General features: G+C 31.2%; 20 protein-coding genes. 11 read left to right on the forward strand and 9 right to left on the reverse strand.

Features of this window, described 5'->3' with window-relative positions; translation table 11 throughout:
* Position 1: 1 nt before the first annotated feature.
* Complete coding sequence (locus BFJ87_RS02655; RefSeq protein ID WP_077399543.1) at positions 2-3346, reverse strand: VCBS repeat-containing protein; 3345 nt, start codon at positions 3344-3346, stop codon at positions 2-4.
* Between the two features lie 269 nt (positions 3347-3615).
* On the opposite strand from BFJ87_RS02655, the gene BFJ87_RS02660 reads away from it, so the two are divergent.
* The 3 genes from BFJ87_RS02660 to BFJ87_RS02670 all read left to right on the forward strand — a co-directional run bounded on the left by BFJ87_RS02660 (position 3616) and on the right by BFJ87_RS02670 (position 4977).
* Positions 3616-3924 carry a hypothetical protein gene (locus tag BFJ87_RS02660; RefSeq protein ID WP_077399546.1) on the forward strand — a complete coding sequence of 103 codons (309 nt, stop codon included), beginning with the start codon at positions 3616-3618 and terminating at the stop codon, positions 3922-3924.
* A gap of 246 nt (positions 3925-4170) precedes the next feature.
* Positions 4171-4476, forward strand: a complete 306-nt coding sequence (locus tag BFJ87_RS02665; protein ID WP_077399549.1) for a hypothetical protein — start codon at positions 4171-4173, stop codon at positions 4474-4476.
* Between the two features lie 198 nt (positions 4477-4674).
* Positions 4675-4977, forward strand: coding sequence for an HPF/RaiA family ribosome-associated protein (locus BFJ87_RS02670; RefSeq protein ID WP_077399552.1), 303 nt, complete (start codon positions 4675-4677; stop codon positions 4975-4977).
* 59 nt (positions 4978-5036) lie between these two features.
* Here the strand turns inward: BFJ87_RS02670 and BFJ87_RS02675 are convergent, their stop codons facing one another.
* The gene (locus tag BFJ87_RS02675) at positions 5037-7013 is read right to left on the reverse strand and encodes an alpha-ketoacid dehydrogenase subunit alpha/beta (RefSeq protein ID WP_077399555.1); all 1977 of its coding nucleotides are present in this window, start codon (positions 7011-7013) and stop codon (positions 5037-5039) included.
* 127 nt (positions 7014-7140) lie between these two features.
* On the opposite strand from BFJ87_RS02675, the gene BFJ87_RS02680 reads away from it, so the two are divergent.
* The 5 genes from BFJ87_RS02680 (at position 7141) to BFJ87_RS02700 (ending at position 11268) form a co-directional block, all read left to right on the forward strand.
* A complete protein-coding gene (locus tag BFJ87_RS02680; protein ID WP_077399558.1) occupies positions 7141-8091 on the forward strand; it encodes an isopenicillin N synthase family dioxygenase in 951 nt (316 codons plus the stop codon).
* A gap of 125 nt (positions 8092-8216) precedes the next feature.
* Complete coding sequence (locus BFJ87_RS02685) at positions 8217-8546, forward strand: translation initiation factor (RefSeq protein ID WP_077399561.1); 330 nt, start codon at positions 8217-8219, stop codon at positions 8544-8546.
* A 69-nt stretch (positions 8547-8615) separates the two neighbouring features.
* A complete protein-coding gene (locus tag BFJ87_RS02690; RefSeq protein WP_077399565.1) occupies positions 8616-9548 on the forward strand; it encodes a DUF1835 domain-containing protein in 933 nt (310 codons plus the stop codon).
* A gap of 1 nt (position 9549) precedes the next feature.
* Positions 9550-10416: a nucleoside phosphorylase gene (locus BFJ87_RS02695; RefSeq protein WP_077399568.1), complete on the forward strand. Its 867-nt coding sequence runs from the start codon at positions 9550-9552 to the stop codon at positions 10414-10416.
* A 6-nt stretch (positions 10417-10422) separates the two neighbouring features.
* Entirely contained in the window at positions 10423-11268 is an 846-nt protein-coding gene (locus BFJ87_RS02700) for a substrate-binding domain-containing protein (RefSeq protein WP_077399571.1), read from the forward strand.
* Positions 11269-11280: 12 nt separating this feature from the next.
* Here the strand turns inward: BFJ87_RS02700 and BFJ87_RS02705 are convergent, their stop codons facing one another.
* Entirely contained in the window at positions 11281-11946 is a 666-nt protein-coding gene (locus BFJ87_RS02705) for a uracil-DNA glycosylase (protein ID WP_077399575.1), read from the reverse strand.
* 66 nt (positions 11947-12012) lie between these two features.
* Here BFJ87_RS02705 and BFJ87_RS02710 point away from each other — a divergent pair, with 66 nt between their 5' ends.
* Positions 12013-13509: a YfcC family protein gene (locus tag BFJ87_RS02710; RefSeq protein ID WP_077399578.1), complete on the forward strand. Its 1497-nt coding sequence runs from the start codon at positions 12013-12015 to the stop codon at positions 13507-13509.
* 83 nt (positions 13510-13592) lie between these two features.
* Positions 13593-14924, forward strand: a complete 1332-nt coding sequence (locus tag BFJ87_RS02715) for an alkaline phosphatase D family protein (RefSeq protein WP_077399581.1) — start codon at positions 13593-13595, stop codon at positions 14922-14924.
* A gap of 155 nt (positions 14925-15079) precedes the next feature.
* Here BFJ87_RS02715 and BFJ87_RS02720 read toward each other — a convergent pair whose 3' ends face one another.
* The 6 genes from BFJ87_RS02720 to BFJ87_RS02745 form a co-directional block, all read right to left on the reverse strand.
* Positions 15080-15691 (reverse strand): DEAD/DEAH box helicase, encoded by a 612-nt coding sequence (locus BFJ87_RS02720; RefSeq protein ID WP_077399584.1) that lies wholly within the window; start codon positions 15689-15691, stop codon positions 15080-15082.
* Positions 15692-15735: 44 nt separating this feature from the next.
* Positions 15736-16206 carry an OsmC family protein gene (locus tag BFJ87_RS02725; RefSeq protein WP_077399587.1) on the reverse strand — a complete coding sequence of 157 codons (471 nt, stop codon included), beginning with the start codon at positions 16204-16206 and terminating at the stop codon, positions 15736-15738.
* A gap of 229 nt (positions 16207-16435) precedes the next feature.
* Entirely contained in the window at positions 16436-17278 is an 843-nt protein-coding gene (locus BFJ87_RS02730) for a 1,4-dihydroxy-2-naphthoyl-CoA synthase (protein ID WP_171974459.1), read from the reverse strand.
* Positions 17279-17289: 11 nt separating this feature from the next.
* Positions 17290-18528 carry a glycosyltransferase gene (locus BFJ87_RS02735; protein ID WP_077399590.1) on the reverse strand — a complete coding sequence of 413 codons (1239 nt, stop codon included), beginning with the start codon at positions 18526-18528 and terminating at the stop codon, positions 17290-17292.
* Between the two features lie 10 nt (positions 18529-18538).
* Positions 18539-20050, reverse strand: a complete 1512-nt coding sequence (locus BFJ87_RS02740; protein WP_077399592.1) for a DEAD/DEAH box helicase — start codon at positions 20048-20050, stop codon at positions 18539-18541.
* A 149-nt stretch (positions 20051-20199) separates the two neighbouring features.
* Positions 20200-20709, reverse strand: a complete 510-nt coding sequence (locus tag BFJ87_RS02745; RefSeq protein WP_077399595.1) for a DUF6155 family protein — start codon at positions 20707-20709, stop codon at positions 20200-20202.
* 188 nt (positions 20710-20897) lie between these two features.
* Between BFJ87_RS02745 and BFJ87_RS02750 the strand changes: the two genes are divergently transcribed.
* Positions 20898-21761, forward strand: a complete 864-nt coding sequence (locus tag BFJ87_RS02750) for a sigma-70 family RNA polymerase sigma factor (protein ID WP_013622496.1) — start codon at positions 20898-20900, stop codon at positions 21759-21761.
* Positions 21762-21908: the final 147 nt, after the last annotated feature.

Raw genomic sequence — 21908 nt, forward strand, 5'->3', positions numbered from 1 at the left:
TTTATTTATTAATATAAAAACTTTTAGCTACAGTATTGTTTTGTGTAGCTATAATTAAACTATTATTTGTTGCTGTTTTAGCTTCAATTATATGATTGGATTGTTCTGGCACATAAAAACCAGATGTACTATTAGGTACAACTGTAAATCCTGTTTTACTACCTTTTAAATAGATACCTTTTATGGCTCCTGTAAAACCGTATACAGTTTCTGAGGTGGTATTATTGCCAACCAAAAGTACATCTAAATATCCATCATTATCTATGTCTTTACTAAGAATTTCATTTATTGGAGCAAGCTGACAAATATTTGGTAGTTTATTAATTTTAAAGGTATTATTGCCCACGTTTTCTAAATAAACACTTGCAAATGTAGTTGCTTTTAAGGTTTCTTCTTCTAGGTTTTTTATTTCTAATAATTCTGTAAAAGACGGATTAGAAAATTCTGCATATGTGCTGTACTTTTGTTTTAAAGCAACTAGTTGTTTTACAATATCATCTCTAGTTTGTACAGGTAACAATACATTGTTTTTATCTGGATCTGTAAAATATTGTGCAACTACAGGATCTATACTACCATTTTTATCAAAATCTTGCTTGTAAACATATACAGGTTTATTTTTTTTAGGAGAAACAAAACTATTTTCTCCTTGGTTGCCAGCAATAAAATCTATATCGCCATCATTATCAAAATCACCGGCTTTAATAGTATTCCACCAACCATATACTTCTGTTGGAGTATTGCTATTGGTTAGCCAATTAGTTAAAGATTTTTCTAAAACCCCATTTTTATTAATAAAAACCGTAATAGGCATCCACTCTCCTACCACAATTAAATCTTGCCAGCCATCATTATTTACATCTTGCCAGGTTGCATCTGTAACCATACCAATACTAGTTAAAGCTTTGTTTTTTATAGGTGTAAACTTGCCCGAGTTGTTTTGTAATAAGCTACTTTTTGGCGTTTTAGGATAACTGCCTGCAACCAATCTACTACCAACAAAAATATCTATATCCCCATCTTTATCATAATCTGCAGCAGCTATACAAGACCCAATATTTGTTACGTTTGGTAAACTATTTTTTGTTAAAGAAAAAGTTCCTTTTCCATCATTAACATAAATCCTGTCTTGTAATAAATTAGAGTTGCTATCAAACTCTACTCCACCACTTGCTACATACAGGTCTAAGTCCTTATCATTATCAATATCTATAAATACAGCGGCTGCATCTTCATATATACTATCTAGCTTTTGTGTAATTTGATAAACACCATCTTTATTTTGAGTCCATATAGTAGATGGTTGGTCTTTACTACCTCCAATAAAAAGTTCGTCTCCTGTTTTTAGGTTTATATCTGCGGCAGCTATACAAGGCCCAAATTTAGAGCACTGATGCATTAATAAGTGCTGAGAAACAAAGTCATTAGTACTATTTTCTTGGTGTTTGTATGGTAAAATTGATGAGTTATTTTTTAGTAATGTAGATTTTAAAACTGGTGCAATATGGTCTGTTTTGGCATCTGTACTATTTAATTCTAAAACAGTATTTACTTTTGGTTGGTATATTTTAGTTAGTTGCTTACTTGGCCATACTATATGTAAAGAGTCTATTATAGTATCTTTTATTCCAAAATGAAGAATAGGTTCTACAGAAGACAAATACCCGCGTGTAACAGACTGGTATTGCGTTTGAATAGTGCCATTAGACCATAATTTTACCTTAGCTCCAATGGCTTTGGTATTTTGTTTGCTGCCTTTTAATTTTACTCTTAAAAACGTGGACTTAGAATTTAATTGCATTGTGTTATTTTGCAAAATAAAAGCCTTTTGGTTTATATTGTTTACAACAACGTCTATATCTCCGTCATTATCTAAATCTGCAAAAGCAGCACCATTGCTAAAAGATTTTTGTATACTACCCCATTCATCACTAACATTTTTAAATTTTAATTTATTAGTGTTTTCATAAAAATAATTAGAAATAAAAACTCCTGGTGCTTTAGAAATTAAGGCAGACAATTCCTTGTTTTTAGCTTGTTCCGACCCAAAAATTGTGCTTTGTTTAGAGTAGTTTATAAAATCTAAATCTGTAATATCTTTTACATAACCATTAGTAATATAAATATCTTTATCGCCATCATTATCAAAATCTACTAGTAAAGGAGACCAACTCCAATCTGTTGCAGCTATACCAGCATAGTTTGCTATTTCGCTAGCCTGCAGTATAGTATTGTTTAATTCACCATTATGTACTTGTAAAGTATTGCGCATAAATTGTGAACTGTAATTATTGCGCTTTGCGGTTAAAAACTTATCATAATTATGAGCACCTAACATACTTTTTTGTCTATTATAACTTTCCGGTAGCATATCTACAACCATAATATCTGGATTGCCAGAATTGTTAATATCGGCAACATCTACTCCCATACCATTAAAACTTTGTACAGCCAATAATTGTTTGTTTGCTTCTATAAAACCTTTGTGTTTTCTTGTAACAGTATCTATACCACTGTTTAAATACAACAAATCTTCAGTTAAAAAATCATTAGACACATAAATATCTGGTAAATTATCGTTATTAAAGTCTTGCACGGCAACACCTAAAGAAAACCCTTGGTGCTTTATTCCTAAACTGTCTGATACATTTGTAAATATTGGATGATTTAAACCAGCAACGGAATCATTACGTAGCAAGTAGTCTGATAAATTCTTAGAGTAATAGTGCTTAGGAACGGGTGAATTTTGAGAAAAACGAGAACTTCCATTGTGAATTATAAATACATCTAAATCACCATCTACATCATAATCTAAAAACACGGCTTGCTGACTGTTATTAGGGTCGTTTAACTGGTAAGCCTCTGCTTCTTCGGTAAAAGTTGGTAGGCCGTTTACATTTAAACCTTTATTAATAAAGAGTAAATTATCGCAATTATTGTTACAATTTGGTCCTCCTACACTTAAATAAATATCATCCCAACCATCTGCATTTATATCTACAATTGTTACTCCGGTAACCCAAACATTGGTCTTAAAATTTGCAGCTTCAGAAATATCTAAAAAACTAAGGTTCCCTTTATTTAAATATATTTTAGAAGATACTTGGTTGGCGGTAAAAACAATATCTTGTAAACCATCATTATTAAAATCACCAATACCAACTCCTCCTCCATTATAGATGTACTGAAAAGTAACAATATTTAAACTATCATTACCAGTAATTGTGTTGTTAAAATCTACTTTAGTTATTGCTGCATCTAAAGAGGTAAACCTTTTGTTGCTTGTGCGCTCATTGCATGAGCTAAAAATTAAAAGGGTAATACAAAATAGTAATACGTATTTCAAAATGGCGGCTTTAATTTATATGAAGCAAGTTATAAAAAAAAGTTTTATAGAAAAGTGAAAATATATAGAGCAAATTTTAGTAGCATAATCATTTATTATAAAATTAAAATCTCTTAAAACACCAGTAAAATATGAAGGTTAAAAATACCTCACTTTCTAAAGAAAAAAACAAGATAAAAAAAGTGAAAATATTTTCATTTTACATTCCAAAACAAGATCCAAGGATTATAACTAAAACGTAAATAGGGTTTAACCTTAAACAAAACACAATGAGAACACTAAGTATTATTTTATTTGCTTTAGCTACAGCTGTTACAACATCGTTTACAACAGCATCATTTACGGGAACCTATGATGGTTTTGAAGATGAAATGTATGTGTTTACTACTGATGAAGGACAAACTATGGAGTTTGATGAAGTTAGTCCTGAAACTTTAGAGAAATACGACTTATCTGATGAGTCTTTTCAAGGTAAAACTTTTAAAGTAACCTACCAAACTGTTACTTATACTGATGATGAAACTGAAGAAGAAGAAATTAAAAACATTTTAACTGACTTAAAATTATTAGAAGAGTAACATAACCAACAAAAAGCGTTACTAATGTGTAACGCTTTTTACTATTAATTGTAAATAATACAAGTTTTAACATATTTTCTTGAGATATTTCTAATATTCTGATTTATAGTCGATTAATAATATTAAATATGTTAAATATGTAACAATTAATAGCTAAAAATGTAATAAAAATTTTTTTTATAACATCTAAACCCATTTATGGAGCGTAGATATAACAGTTATTAACCCTAAATAAATTTGAACACTATGAAAACTTTATCAATTGTATTATTTGCTTTAGCTACGGCTGTAACAACTTTAGTATCAACAGAAAGCGTAACGGCTACGTATGACGGTTTTGAAAATGAAACTTATCAATTTTCTGACGAAGATGGAGCTACTTTAGAATTTCAAGGATTGAGTTCTGAAGCATTAGGTAAGTACGACTTAACTGATGAGTCTTTTAAAGGCAAGACATTTATAATTACCTATGAGTCTGAAACAGTTGTAGACGATGAAACTGAAGAAGAAATAACAACAAATATTATTACAGACTTAGAATTACAAGAATAATTGCTTAAACCTGTTAATTTATTAAAAGCGTAGCTATTTTAGCTACGCTTTTTTTATTATTAGTAATAATGCAAACTATTAATTTTTAATACCTTAAATTAAACTTTAAATACTAATTATTAACTTTAATATAATATTAGGTTTAAACATTTGATTTTTTAGTGTACTATATGTATCTTCAAATAAAATACTAGACCTATGAACATAAACTTTCACTACGATGGGGTTACAGCAAGTAACCGTTTAGAAATATTTGCCGCAAAAAAAATTGATAAACTTTTAAATAAGTATGACTTTATTGTGAGTGCAGACATTTTCTTTAAAAAAGAAAATACAACTTCTCCTGAAAAAGGTAAAGTAATTGGTGTTAGGTTAAGCGCACCTGGCCCTAGATTATTTTCAGAATCTAGTGAAGCCTCTTATGAAGCAGCTATTACAGCTAGTGTAGACGATTTAAGCAGACAATTAGAAAAAAGAAAAGCTAAAATGAAAACGCATTAATTGTGTGTTTCCATTTTAACTTTTTACAAGTTTAAAATTGTTTAAAAACTGTTAGTGTATTAGTACGCTAACAGTTTTTTTAATTCTTCATTAAACCTGTTTTTAGATTGATAATTATACTCTAAATCTTTAGCAAAAGGAATTGGTGTTTCTAAACTTGCTACACGCTTTACTGGTGCATCTAAACACTCAAAACAATCTTCCATTACCATTGCAGAAATATCACTTGCAATACCTCCAAATAAACTATCTTCTTGTAAAATTATAAGTCGACCTGTTTTTTTTACAGATGCATATATAGTGTCCTTATCCAAAGGAGCTAATGAGCGTAAATCTATAAGATCTGCGCTAATTTCTGGAGTGTTTTCTAAAGACTCTAAAGCCCAATGCACACCTGCCCCATAACTAACAATGGTTACAGATGTACCTTCTTTAATTAGGCTTGCTTTTCCAATTGGTAAAGTATAATAATCTTCTGGAACATCTTGGTAAACGCTCCTGTACAGTGCTTTGTGTTCAAAAAATAAAACAGGGTTTGGATCTTCAATTGCTGTTGCTAACAAACCTTTGGCATCATAAGGAAAAGCTGGGTAAACCACTTTTAAACCCGGTGTTTTTGTAAACCAGGCTTCATTTGTTTGTGAATGAAATGGCCCTGCACCTACACCACCACCACAGGGCATACGTACTACCACATCTGCGTTTTCTGCCCAACGGTAATGAGACTTGGCCAATAAATTTACAATTGGATTAAAACCACTACTAACAAAATCTGCAAATTGCATTTCTACAACAGCTTTGTGCCCGTTAATAGATAAACCCATTGCTGTAGAAACAATAGCAGATTCACAAATTGGTGTGTTACGTACCCGTTCTGTACCAAACTCGGCTACAAAACCCTCTGTAATTTTAAAAACACCACCATATTCTGCAACATCTTGTCCCATTATTACAAGATTTTCAAACTTATCCATAGCTTGTTTTAAGCCTTCAGATATAGCATCAACCAATCTAATATTTTTTATATTAGCTGCAGGCTTAATGGCTTTAAATTCAAATGGTTTATACACATCATTTAATTCGTTTTCTATGGTAGCCGTTATTGCGGGCTCCTCAAACGCAACTTGTAAATTGTCATTAATTTCCGCTTTAAAATCAGCTTTTATACTGGCTATTAAATTATCTGTTAGTACCTCGTTTTTCTTTAAAAAATCTTCATAATTTGTGATAGGGTCTTTTTTAGCCCACTCTTCTAACAAATTATCTGGCACATAAGCAGTACCACTAGCCTCTTCATGACCACGCATTCTAAAAGTTAAAAACTCTATTAAAACAGGTCTAGGGTTTTTTCTAATACTCTCACACAATTTAGTTACTTTGCCGTAAACCTCTAATATATTGTTACCATCTATTTGGTGAGACTCTATACCGTAACCAATACCTTTATCTACAAGATGTTCACAGTAATATTGTTCTTTAGTTGGTGTAGATAAGCCGTAGCCATTATTTTCTATACAAAATAAAACAGGTAATTGCCATACAGCAGCAACGTTTAAAGCTTCGTGAAAATCACCTTCACTTGTTGCACCTTCTCCTGTAAATACAGCTGTAACCTTGCCATTATCCTTTAACTTGTTTGCTAAAGCAATACCGTCTGCAACTCCTAATTGGGGTCCAAGGTGAGATATCATCCCAACAATATTATATTCTTGTGTGCCAAAGTGAAAACTACGGTCTCTACCTTTGGTAAAGCCGTTTGCTTTACCTTGCCACTGAGAAAAAAGTCTGTATAACGGAATATCTCTGGTAGTAAAAACACCCAAATTGCGATGCATTGGAAGAATATATTCATTTTTTTGTAAGGCACTTGTGACACCAACAGCAATGGCCTCCTGACCAATACCACTAAACCACTTAGAAATTTTGCCTTGTCGTAATAAAATAAGCATTTTTTCTTCAATTAAACGCGGCTTTATCATACGTTTGTACAGTAATAACTGCTCTTCTAAAGAAATTGTTTCGTTATTGAATTCCATTTAGCGGAAAATTTTATAAATTGAAAATTAAAAGTAACAAATAAGAAGAGATGTTGTTACAAAAATCAATAATTTATCAGAAAATGTTAGATTATTATTAAATTTGAATATAAAAACATAGTAAACGATGAGTTCTATTCCAAGTGTCAATTTACAGGAATTTTTATCTGACGATAATACACAAAAAGAAAAGTTTATCAAGGAAATTGGTAGTGCTTTTGAGAATATTGGCTTTGTAGCCTTAAGTGGTCACTTTTTATCTGATGAGTTAGTGGCAGATTTATATGAAGAAATTAAAGTCTTTTTTAATCAACCTCAAGAATTAAAAGATAGTTATGAAATTGAAGGTATTGGCGGTCAGCGTGGTTATACCTCTTTTGGTAAAGAACACGCCAAAGGTAAAAAAGAAGGAGATTTAAAAGAGTTTTGGCATTTTGGACAATATGTAGAAAATGATCCTAAGTTAGAAGCAGAATACCCAGACAATGTAATTGTAAAAGAACAACCAAAATTTAATGCTGTTGGTAAAGAAACATTTAAAATGTTAGAGAAAACAGCTAAATATGTGCTTAGAGCACTTGCTTTACACTTAAATTTAGAAGAAACGTATTTTGATGATTACATTAAAAACGGTAATTCTATTTTAAGACCTATACACTACCCGCCTATTAAAGATGAACCTAAAAATGCTGTACGTGCAGCAGCCCACGGAGATATAAACCTTATTACATTGTTAATGGGTGCACATGGTAAAGGGTTACAGGTTAAAAACCACAATGGAGAATGGGTAGATGCAATTGCACGCCCAGACCAACTTATGATAAATGTTGGTGATATGTTGTCTAGATTAACAAATAACAAACTAAAATCTACCATACACCAAGTTGTTAACCCACCACGCGAGCTTTGGGGAACTTCTCGTTATTCTATTCCGTTTTTTATGCACCCAGTTAGTGAAATGCCACTAAATTGCTTAGATAACTGTGTAGATGAAAACAACCCAAAGCAGTTTGAAGATATTACTGCTGGTGAATTTCTTCACGAAAGATTAATAGAATTAGGACTTATTAAGGAGTAATAATTTTTATAAGACGTAAATAAAAACAACTAAATATTGGCATTTAAAATTCCAGTATTTGGTTGTTTTTTCTTTTTTATATTGATAAAACACCTAAATAAAGCATTAAACCAATATTTAATACAATGGATTTACAAGACCAGTTAAAAAACCTTTTTCCAGATCATAAACCAACTGAAGATGTAGAAAAAAAAGCACCAAAAAGTGATATTTGGATGCAAGAAGACCCTATAATTTGTAAGTACGAGAAAAGAAAAGGAAAGCCAATAACTATACTAGAAGGATATACCGGTGCCGATGCAGATTTTAAATTATTAGCTAAAGAATTAAAGCAAAAACTTAGTGTTGGTGGTAGTTTTAAAAATGATAGTATTATTATTCAGGGTGACTATAGAGATCAGATAATGAGCATATTAAAAGAGAAAGGTTTTAACGTAAAACGCGTTGGCGGTTAAAATTGTTAATTTTTTTTTGATTATTTAGATAAAAATGTAATTTTAAGAGTTCAAATCTAGAATACTACTATGAGTTCTACCTTACACATAACCAACGGAGGAAACTTTACAGATAGATTGAAAAACTTACCTATAAAAGGAGACATTATTACTTGGAATGAGATGTTATGCGAAGGCAAAACATTAAACAATGTGGGTAGTGAGAACTTCTGGAAAACTAGGTTTGATTTTTTAAGCAAAAACTATAAAGTTACAAAAGCAAAGTTTATAGATCTTACCCTAAAGGAATACAGGTCTTTATGCAACCATAAAAAAGAAGATAAAATTATTTTATGGTTTGAGTATGACTTGTTTTGCCAAATTAATATGCTTGCTGTAGTAAGTTGGCTAAAAATGCACCGTAGATATGCAGAAATATCTATTGTTTGTAGTGGTAAAATTGAAGGAGAAACAAAACTTTTTAGCTTATCTGAGTTAACTGATGATCAACTGCTAAACCATTATGAAGAACGTACTTTTTTACGACAGGATGATATAGAGTATGCAGATTATATTTGGCAGTTATATTGTAGTGATAACCCTATACGATTAGAAAACTTAACTGATTTTGATAAATATAGATTTCCGTATCTAGAAAAAGCTATAGAATTACATTTACAACGTTTTCCATCAATTAAAAATGGTTTAAATGCTGTAGAAAATAATCTGCTAAAATTGGCATCAGACCAAAAGCCAAAAACTAAAAATGATTTTGTTAAAAATTTACTTTTAGCAGATAATAGTTATGGGTTTGGTGATATACAATATCAAAAAATAATTACTTCTTTAAAACCTTTATTTGGTTCTTTTAATCCTGTTAAATTAACAAAAAAAGGAAAAGAAATACTAGAACAACAAACAAGTTATTACTCTTGTATACAAGATAATGACATTTATTTGGGAGGTGCATTAAAATACAACTTTTTGTACAATACCAATACAGACAGAATTCTTAAATTATAATATGCAATTAAGTCCATCGGAGTTAATACTAAATGCTGACAATAGCATTTATCACCTTAATATATTACCAGAAGATATAGCTACTACCATAATTACAGTTGGTGACCCTGACAGAGTTGGTGAAGTGTCTAAATATTTTGATACTATTGAACTAAAAAAAGGAAAAAGAGAGTTTATAACGCACACCGGTACATTAAAAGGAAAACGTATTTCTGTTATATCAACAGGTATTGGTACAGATAATATAGATATTGTTTTAAACGAATTAGACGCTTTAGTAAACATAGATTTTGCTACAAGAACTATTAAAGAAAAGAAAACAACTTTAGATATTATTAGAATTGGTACATCTGGTGCAATACAAGCAGATATTCCTATAAATTCTTTTTTACTAAGTGAATATGCTATTGGTTTAGATAGCTTGTTACAATTTTATGATAGTAAACACGTACAGCATTCAGAAATTCAAGATGCTTTTGTTGCACATACAAATTGGGCAAAAGATAAATCTACGCCTTATGTGGTTACTTGTAGCGCAGAATTGGCAGATATAATATACTCAGATAAACTTGTAAAAGGTTTTACTGCTACAAATGTTGGTTTTTATGGTCCTCAAGGGAGAATTTTACGCTTAAATACTCAGGATAATCAGTTAAACAACAAAATAGCATCGTTTAAACATAATAGTTTAAAAGTTACCAATTTAGAAATGGAGACAGCTGGTATTTATGGTTTAGCAAAATTACTTGGTCATAATGCATTATCATTAAATGCTATTTTGGCTAATAGAGCTAACGGAGAGTTTTCTGTAACACCTACAGAAACCGTAGAAGAATTAATAAAATATACACTTAACAAGCTAACATAACTTTTTTTGAAAACAGTTAAAATAATTGGAGTTCCGGAGCATTTTAATTTACCTTGGCATTTAGCCATAGAAGAAAATGCATTTAAAGACCGAGGTATTAATTTAGAATGGACAGACATTCCTGAAGGTACAGGAAGAATGTGCCAAATGCTTGCTGATAATGAAACAGATATAGCTATTATACTTACAGAAGGTTTAGTAAAGAGTATTACTGCAGGTACAAAAGCTAAAATAGTACAAGAATACATTGCAACACCTTTATTATGGGGAATTCATGTTGGCGCAAATAGTAAATACCAGACTATAGATGATCTTATAAATACCAAAGCAGCAATTAGTAGGTTTGGTAGTGGTAGTCATTTAATGGCGTATGTAAATGCGCAAAATGAAGGTTGGGACACCAGCAAATTACAGTTTGAGATTATTAATAACTTAGATGGTGCTGTAGAAGGATTAACAAATGGTACTGCAGATTATTTTATGTGGGAACATTTTACCACAAAACCTTTGGTAGATAATGGAACTTTTAGGAGAGTGGCAGACTGCCCTACTCCTTGGCCTTGTTTTGTAATTGCTGCAACAGATAGTTTTATTGCAAACAATTCTGGAACACTACAACATATTTTAGAAGTTATTAATATGTATACTGAAGAATTTAAAACCATACCAAGTATAGACCGTACACTTGCAAATAGGTACGAGCAACAATTGGGAGACATACAAGAATGGTTGTCTAAAACACGTTGGAGCCAGTCACAACTAAACACAAAAACCTTAGAAAAAGTACAAGACACGTTGCTTTCTTTAGATTTAATAGATAAGAAACTAGACAGTAGTTCTATTTTACTATAATAATTAGCTCAATTACCATTCTATCTGTGCCTTTCCACTATCTTTTAGAATGGTATTTGCAGCACTAAAGTGTTTGTTACCAAACCAATATCCTCTGTTTGCACTTAATGGTGATGGATGTCCGCTTGTTAAAATATAATGTTTATTTGTATCAATTAATTTCGATTTCTTTTTGGCATAACCACCCCAAAGTAAAAAAATTACACCTTCTTTTTCTTCAGATATTCTTTTTATAATAGTATCTGTAAACGTTTCCCATCCCTTTTTTTGATGACTACCTGCTTCGTGTGCTCTAACAGTTAATGTTGCGTTTAATAACAAAACTCCCTGTTCGGCCCATCGTTCTAAATTACCACTTATAGGATATGTAATGTTTAAATCGGTCTCTAACTCTTTAAAAATATTTATTAGTGACGGCGGATGTTTAATACCGTCTTTCACAGAAAAACACAATCCGTTTGCTTGGTGTGGCCCGTGATAAGGATCCTGGCCAATAATTACCACTTTAGTGTTAGACAAAGAACAATGGTTAAAAGCTGCAAAAATTTCTTTTGTAGCAGGGTAACATATAGTTGTTTTATATTCTTTAGTTACAAAAGAACTTAATTCTTTAAAATATTCTTTTTCAAACTCTGGTAAAATAATATGACTCCAACTATCTGGTATACTTGCTTTCATTCTTTATCAAAACTAATTAATCCACTAAAATAATATTATCTTTAAACCCTTGAAAAAATATACGCATTGAAAAAATTAAAATTCCCTTCTGCACAAGCAATTTTATTAGTAATAGCAGCGCTTGTAGCTGTTTTAACTTACTTGGTCCCTGCTGGTAAGTATAATACATTAACCTATAATGAAGCAGACAATACTTTTACCATAAATAGTGGAAATGAATCTTCTACAGTATCCGCAACGCAAGAAACGTTAACTACATTGCAAATAAACATTCCGTTACAAAAATTTAAAAACGGAGATATTAGAAAGCCTATTGGTATACCGGATACATATAAAGAAATTGATGCACAGCCACAAGGTGTAGCTTCATTTTTAAAATCACCCATTAAAGGAATTATTGATGCGGCAGATATTATTTTTTTAGTATTAATTATTGGTGGTTTAATTGCTATTATGAATTTAACTGGTGCTTTTGATGCTGGAATTGCTTGGTTGGCAAAAAAATTACAAGGAAAAGAATACATTTTAATAATTTTAGTAACCTGCTTAATTGCTTTAGGCGGAACAACTTTTGGTTTAGAAGAAGAAACAATAGCCTTCTACCCTATTTTAATTCCTATATTTTTAGCGGCTAAATATGATGCATTGGTTGCATTGGCATCTATATATATTGGGTCTTGTATAGGGACTTTGGCTTCTACTATAAATCCGTTTAGTGTTATTATAGCATCTAATGCTGCTGGCATAAACTGGACCTCTGGTATAGATGGTAGAATTATTACACTGGTACTAGGTTTAATAATTTGTATTGCATACATAATTAGATATGCGCAACGTATAAAAAAAGACCCTACCAAATCTATTATTTACGACCAAAAAGCAGAAATTGAACAATTATTTGGATCAGACACTAGTAAAACTAACTTAAAGTTAACAGCAAGACTGCGTTTAATATTACTTGTATTTACCGCTTGTTTTGTTGTAATGGTTTATGGAGTATCTAGTTTAGATTGGTGGTTTGTAGAAATGACAACGGTATTTTTAGTAGGTTCTATTATTATTGGTGTTATTGCAAAAATTAAAGAAGCACAGTTTATAGATACTTTTGTAAAAGGAGCCGGAGAATTACTAGGCGTAGCTTTTATTATAGGTATTGCTAAAGGTGTAACGGTTTTAATGCAAGATGGTGCAATTGGAGATACATTATTGTACTACGCATCTAGTGTTACTAGTGGTATGGAAAAAGGAATTTTTATTAACTCGGTAATGTTAGTCTATAGCGGACTTTCATTTTTTATACCTTCTACATCTGGTATGGCTGTTTTAAGTATGCCAATTATGTCTCCATTAGCAGATACAGCTGGCATTGGCAGAGAAATAATTGTAAATGCTTACTTATATGGTATGGGATTATTTAAATTTATAAATCCTACTGGATTAATACTTGCTTCTTTAGCAATTGTAAAGGTTGGTTACAATAAATGGTTAAAATTTGTATGGCCTTTGGTTGCCATTTTAACTGTCTTTTTAATGATAGTGCTTACGGTATCTGTTTATATTTAATGTTCTAGTTTATGGACATTTAAAGTTTAATTAATAATGGTAATCTTTTTTTAATCTACATTTACTATTAATTTTTTTTAAAAATGAGAAAGTATCTGCTTTTATTTTTACTGTGTATAACTAATTTATATTCTGTTGTTTCGCAAGATTTGTTGCAATCTGGCCCTATGGTTGGCTATTCTACAATGAAAGAAGTGTTACTTTGGGTACAAACCACTAAAGCAGCAGAGGTACATTTTGTTTATTACGAGAAAGGAAATGCTAAACAAAGATTTACAACACAAAAGTATACTACAGAAGTCAATACTGGTTTTGTAGCTAAACTAATAGCAGATAAGGTTTTACCTGGTAAAAAATACGTGTATGAGCTGTTTGTAAATGGAAGAAAGATACAAAAAGATTACGCTATGGAGTTTGAGTCTCAACAACTATGGCAATGGAGAACAGACCCGCCAGAAGTTAACTTTGCTATTGGTAGCTGTAATTATGTAAATGAAGTGGAGTTTGATAGACCAGGAAAACCATATGGTAGCGATTTTGATATTTTTACAGCTATTCATAAAAAAAATCCAAACTTTATGCTTTGGTTGGGAGATAATACATACTTAAGAGAGCCAGATTGGGACTCTAGAACAGGTATATTTCATAGATACACACACACAAGGTCTTTACCAGAACTTCAGCCGTTGTTAGCTTCTACACACAATTATGCTATTTGGGACGATCATGATTATGGTCTAGATAACTCAAACAGTAGTTTTCCTTTAAAAGAAACTTCATCAGAAATTTTTAAACTATTTTGGGGTAATCCTAATTATGATGTTATTGATAAAGGTGGTATTACAGGTTCTTTTACATGGGCAGATTTAGAGTTCTTTTTATTAGATAATCGCTACTACAGAACTGCTAATACTAATTACACTACAGAAAGACAAATACTTGGTAAAACACAAATAGACTGGCTTATAAACGCCTTAACTACTAGTGATGCTCCTTTTAAGTTTGTTGTTATTGGCGGACAAGTAGTAAGTTCTGAAGCGATGTATGAAAACCACGCTACTTTCCCTAAAGAACGTAATTACTTAATTGAAAAAATACGTGAAGCAAAAATTGAAGGTGTTGTTTTTTTAGATGGAGACAGGCACCATACTGTATTAAGTCGTATGCAAGAAAATGATAACGTATATCCATTATATGACCTAACTTGTTCTTCATTAACAGCTGGCGCTAATACTAACAAAGAGCCTTTAAATGCTTACAAAATTGATGATACCATTGTTGGCCAACATAACTTTGGAATTTTAAATGTAAAAGGTCCACGTAAAGAACGTGAGCTTACTATTTCTATTTTTAATAAAGATGGTGAAGAGTTATGGACTAAAAAAATTAATGAGAAAGATTTAAAGTATAACTAAAAAGCAATTGCTTTTTGGTTATACTTTTATAGTATGTAATAGCTTCATTATAGTTCTAAAATACTTTCGTAGGTCGGACTAAAATTAAACTTCTCGTTTTTAATTAGAAAAGTGATACATTTTTATTTTTAAAAGTAACAGTTGCAAATAGAAAATTACAACTTCACAATCTGTGCAGATGCCATAAATGAGTCTTGCATACGTTGCATACGGTCATCAAACTTAGTTCCAAAAACCAAATACTGACACTTGTTTATGCTTTCTGGTGTTCTAATTACCTCAGAAAACAGTTGTGGTTTAATTAAAAACTCAGCATCGTCTACAATAAACAATTGTAGCACGTTTAAGTTTATACCGTTAGTATAAAATATTTTATTTAACCTTTTAGGAGTGGCAATTACAATGTCTACACCATCATAAATATCATCCCTTTGGTCGTCTATATTTTGCTCCTCATAAGCACAGTACGTACGTATAGACATCCTAAATGTAAACTTATCAAACTCTTGCTTAAGTTCTAATGCAGCCTGTTTATCCTTAACAAAAATTAATGCTCTTGGCGCGTCTTCAAACTCTTCACATTTTAATTTTTGCAATGTGCTAATAACCAAAGCTGTTGTTTTACCAGATCCTTTAGGAGCTAAACCAAATATACTTGCACCACCCTTAATTTTTGAGAGTACTTTAGACTGAAACGGTGTTGGTTCAGTTATTTTTAAACGTTCTAGAGCTTCTTTTAATTCTGGATGTATTTTTTTAAACGACATCTTATATTTTTTTGTAGTTGTATAGTATTTACTAAGTAACCAATTTATGAAACAGTTATATTTGGTTTGTGGTCTATTTTAAAATTACATGAATTTGCTATAAAACACATTTTATTAGCTTGTTTATGTAATTCATTTGCTTTTTCTAACATTTTAGGATCTGTAATTATAACTTTTGGTTGTAAAGTTACCCCGGTAAATTTTCCGCTTCCATCTTCAGTTTCTTCCATAGTGCCAATAGCATTATCTACATAAGAATTTACCACAATTTTATGTACAGAGCATAAATGTAAATACCATAGCATATGACAAGAGGATAAGGAAGATAAAAAAAGGTCTTCAGGATTATATTTTGTTTTATCACCTAAAAATGAGGGATCTGATGACCCTTTAATTTCACCGTATTTGTGATTTGCTGTTATTGTATGGTTTCTATTATAAGATGTATAGTTTTGGGTACCATTACCCTCATTACCCGTCCACGCTACTGTTATCTCGTAATTGTGTTTTTTCATTCTTATAACTACTTATTAGCTGCTATTTTATACCACACACCATAATTGCAAAGGTACACAACAATAACTATTAGGTTAACAACATACATTTTATTTTATTACAAACCTTGTATACTTTAGCAGTGTAATTAAAGAGTATATAATTTTTCATTTTCATATAGTGTTCTCGTAAAAAGAGTCTTGTTTTTGCCAACAAGACTCTTTTTCATTTAAAACACTTATACCTTAATTAAGGAATCCACTTATTTTCACCAAAGTTTGGCTTACGTTTTTCTAAAAAGGCATTACGACCTTCTTTAGCTTCTTCTGTCATATACGCCAATCTAGTTGCTTCACCTGCAAAAACTTGCTGCCCTACCATACCATCATCTGTTAAGTTCATTGCAAACTTTAGCATTTTTATAGATGTTGGCGATTTTTCTAGTATTTCTTGTGCCCACTCATATGCAGTATCTTCTAACTCATCGTGTGGTATAACAGCATTAACCATTCCCATTTCATAAGCATCTTGAGCAGAGTAATTACGACCTAAAAAGAAAATTTCTCTAGCTTTTTTCTGTCCAACCATTTTAGCTAAATACGCAGAACCATAACCTCCATCAAAACTAGTAACATCTGCATCTGTTTGCTTAAATATTGCGTGTTCTTTACTTGCCAAAGTTAAATCGCACACTACATGCAAACTATGGCCACCACCAACAGCCCAACCAGGAACAACGGCAATTACCACTTTGGTCATAAAACGTATTAAACGCTGAACTTCTAAAATATTTAACCTATGCATACCATCTTCACCAACATACCCTTGGTGACCTCTGGCTTTTTGGTCTCCACCACTACAAAAAGAGTATACACCATCTTTACTAGAAGGCCCTTCTGCAGATAACAAAACAACACCTATAGATGTGTCTTCTTGCGCATCATAAAATGCTTTGTACAGCTCACTTGTAGTTTTTGGTCTAAACGCATTACGTACATCTGGTCTGTTAAACGCTATACGCGCTACACCATTGCACTTTTTATACGTAATATCTTCAAACTCCTGAGCAACTTTCCACTCAATATTTTTCATTTGTATAAATTTTAGGCTTCGTTTTTCTTTTCTTTTTCTGCTATCCATTTAGATAAGTATTTTGTACTCATCATACTATGGTGCTGTAGTAAACTACCAATAAAATTGGCGTTTCTATGCTTTTTTATATCTTTTTGCAAAGTACTAATTTTATTAGATAATTTATCCTCTAATTTAGATTTAGCATAATACGTATTTAGAATTTGTTTTCCGTTTTTTTGAGCTTGCAACCATTTAGTTTCATTGGTATACAAGCTTATAGCAGATGCAACAAAACTGTTAACTGTTGTTGATATATCTCCACCCCAAGGTAAAATACCTTGCATACCCTCTGCTCCTATTTGTGTGGTTACACTAGGTGTTCCGTTACGCATAGCATCTATTAATTTACCTTTTATACCTGCTCCAAAACGCAAGGGAGCTAAATTTACTTTAGTTTGTTGCATAATTTGGTCTACATCTTTTCCCCAACCGTGAACTAAAAACCCGGTTTTAGGGTTATGTTTTTCTGTAATTTGCTGCGGTAAATAAGCGCCATATATGTGTAGGTTTACTTCTGGTAACTCTTTACGTATTAGCGGCCAAATTTCTTTATGTAACCACAACGCAGCATCTACATTAGGCTTGTGTTTACCATTACCAATGCAAACAAAATCTTTTCTGTTTTTAAACAGCGGAAAATTAGTACTTGTACTTGTGTTTAACATAAACGGAATATGTAAAAGTAAAGAACTATCAATTTTAAAAGTATTTATTAGTAACTGCTCTTCAAACATAGAAATTATTAATGAAAAGTCGCATCTGTAAATACTTGCAATTTCTCTCTTTGTAATCTCTAATTCTTTTAAAGCTTCTTCATTAGGTTGTAATTTTCCTTTTTTAAACGCTTCTTCTCTAGCTTTACGTAAAAAATGAAGATCTTCTGTATCTAAAATTCGCAATGCATTTGGTACAACTTGTGCTACGCGCCATCCAAATTGTTCTTCAGTTAAAAATCGATCAAAAACAACAATATCTGGATTTAGTTTTGCTATAAAACTATTAAAGCTATCACTATTTAATTTTATTTCCTGTTCTAGCACTCCTAAAGATGAAAAATCTACAGAGTACAAAGATTTTGCCGCTGTACTAGCAAATGTTACGGTATAGTTTTGCTTTTTAAAAAAGTTTATTAGCTGTAAAATTCTGCCACCTGCCGCAGTGGTGGTGGGCTCTGGCCACACAAAACCAATAAATAAAACATTTTTCACGCTAAAAGATTTACATTTTAGATGAAAATTTTTGAGAAATACTTAATCGTAATTTACGCTCATAATCCTCCTCTAACCACTCTTTATAATTTTTAGTATTATTCATTATACAGTAAGAATATTGCCTAACACGGTACTGTATTTCTTCTTTAAGCTTCTTAGCCAAAATACGTGCATCAAAAACATCTTCACTATTTTCTACACATATTTTTGCGTGTTGCTCTATACTTTTTTCCAACACCGATTTAGACTTTAACCCTTTAGCAAAAGCAGCCTTATATTCGGCTTTAATATCAAAAAATATATTTTCTGATTTAGAAAACTCATCTCGTAAAGCTTGAGGCATTTCATAAACAAAATCGCGTTCTATTTCTTCATCATTCTTAATGTTTTCTAAGAAAAAGTCAGGAAAATGAAAGATTTCTTGCCAATCTATAGGTTCACTCCACAACCCAAATCTTTTGGTATTGTTACCTAAATCTATAACGGTAAACTCATCTTTAGTATCAGTCACACGAGAACCACGCCCTATCATTTGAAAATATAACGTTAAAGACCTTGTTGCTCTATTTAAAATAATAGTTTCTACTGTAGGTTCATCAAAACCAGTAGTTAGTATACTTACAGATGTTAAAATAGCGTCTGGTGTTATAGAAAACCACTCTAAAATTTCTTTACGTTCTGCAGCAGAATTTTTATTATCTAAATGACGTATGTTGTAACCTGCTTTTTTAAAGGTTTCATATACGTAGTATGATGTGCTAATACCGTTATTAAATATTAACGTTTTTGTACCTTTAGCCAACTCCTCGTAAGAAGATAGCAACTTGCTTTGCATAGTTTGGTTACTATACAACTCATCTGAAGATTTTACTGTATAATCTCCATTAATACCTAATTTTAGTGTTTTTAAACCAACATCATAACTATATTGGTTAGCTCTAGATAAAAAGTTACGTTTAATTAAAGATTGTATAGATTCGCCAATGATTAACTTTTTATAATTGTCTTTCATTGGTAGCTTAATATTAGAACTAAGCGGTGTTGCCGTTACACCAAGTATAGATGAATCTTTAAAGTATTTAAATAACTTACGAAAAGAGTTGTAATGTGCTTCATCTATAATTACAAGCCCTATGTCTTTTAGCTCTACATTTTCTTCTTGTAGTCTGTTATTTAAGGTTTCTACCATAGCTACAAAGCACATATAGCTATTTTGGTCATTTAAATCTTTAACACTACTATTTATAACTTTGTTATGTACGCCAAAACTATTAAGCATTTTAGACGTTTGTGCACTTAGCTCTATTCTGTGAGTTAGCACTACAACTTTTTTATTTTTTTGAGCTATGTATCTACGGGCAATTTCAGAAAAAACTACTGTTTTTCCACCACCTGTTGGCAATTGATACAACAAATTTGTTCCAGCAGGATTTTCATCAAAATAGGTGAATATTTTGTTTAAATCCTCTAGTTGGTAGTCGTATAATGTTTTTTCTGTAGTTGTTTTCTGTTCTTCCAAATTGGATAACCTATTTTGTAATTAATCGTAGAAAAACGATGTATTAAAGTTTAAAAATAAACCTTGCTAAATTAGGCGATTTTTGTGCTTTTAGAAAACATTAGAGCATAAAACTGATAAAAAATGTAGATAAATACGCTGGTTACTGTTTAATCTATTGCATCTAACGCCTTAGAAAAACCGTCTTTAAATAACCAATTATTATCTTGTGTATGATTGTAAATAACTAAAATACGTTCTTTAAATTCTGGTAGTATTGCATTAACTGCAATGTATTGTATGGCTTGCTCAAAAGAGTTAAGCATACTTTTATAAAAAGCCTCTGGTACATTTTTGTTAACAGAAAACTCCTGTGCAATCTCTAAATTATACAACATTACATCTGCAACTAACGGAGCGTCTACACCTAGCAGTAAAAAGTTTTTAATATATTTTTGAGCAACAGATCTGCGCGCTCTTGGTCTTTTTCTTTTTACCGGAAAATACTCATTTGCTATTTTTAACTTAGCTTCTTGTACTAATTTTTCTTCCTTAGGATTAAAAACAAAACTATAATAAGCTTTTACTGCAGGAAATTTTTCATAAAGCCCTAATAGCTGCTCTTCTAGTTCGTTTTTTTTTAATTCTGATAAATATTTTTTTAAAGCTCGTTTACTCATACAAAAATCTATAAGCCCGAAAGTTACCAAATAAAATAAACCTGAAGTAATTTATTTATATGGTCCTAATTTACAAAAAGTAAGTTTTTTATTAATAAGTAATGTATAAACATTGTGTTAAATGTTTGGAAAATAACATTTTAAAATGTATACTGTACTTTTAAACTTTAAATTAACAGAACAGATATATGAGGCAACTAAAGATCATCAAACAGGTAACCAACAGAGAATCAAAATCACTAGATAAATACCTGCAAGATATCAGCAAAATAGATCTAATTACTGCCAATGAAGAAGTAGAGTTAGCTCAAAAAATACGTGCAGGAGACGAAGCTGCATTAGAAAAATTAACAAACGCAAATTTAAGATTTGTTGTTTCTGTTGCTAAACAATATCAAAATCAAGGTTTAAAATTACCAGATTTAATTAACGAAGGCAATGTAGGTTTAGTTAAAGCCGCTAAAAGATTTGATGAAACTAGAGGTTTTAAGTTTATTTCTTATGCTGTTTGGTGGATTAGACAGTCTATTTTACAAGCCTTAGCAGAACAGTCTAGAATTGTACGTTTACCATTAAACAAAATTGGTTCTATTAATAAAATTAAGAAAGCTTTTTCTTATTTAGAGCAAACACATGAAAGACCACCTTCTGCAGAAGAAATTGCAAAAGAGTTAGAATTATCTGTTAGTGAGGTAAAACAGTCTATGAAAAACTCTGGAAGACATGTATCTATGGATGCACCTTTTAAAGAAGGTGAAGATTCTAACTTATATGATGTTATTAAATACGGGGAATCTCCAAACCCAGATGAAAAATTAATGCATCAATCTTTAAATACAGAAATAAATAGAGCATTAGAAACATTATCACCTAGAGAAGCAGATGTTGTAAAACTATATTACGGTATTGGTGATAAGCACTCTATGACTTTAGAAGAAATTGGTCAGATTTTTGACCTAACACGCGAGCGCGTTAGGCAAATTAGAGAAAAGGCCATACGTAAGCTAAAACACAACTCTAGAAGCAAAATATTAAAAACATATTTAGGTTAATTTTTACTTTAAATAAAAAAAAGAGCAACTAATTATAGTTGCTCTTTTTTTTATGCTTTTTAATAAAGTAATTATGTTACTAAGAATAATTTAGCTTGGTAATATTTACTTCAGATAGAATTTCATTTAGGCTCTCTACAAATGATA

The organism is Cellulophaga omnivescoria (genome assembly GCF_001999725.1).
In the GTDB taxonomy this organism is placed as follows: domain Bacteria; phylum Bacteroidota; class Bacteroidia; order Flavobacteriales; family Flavobacteriaceae; genus Cellulophaga; species Cellulophaga omnivescoria.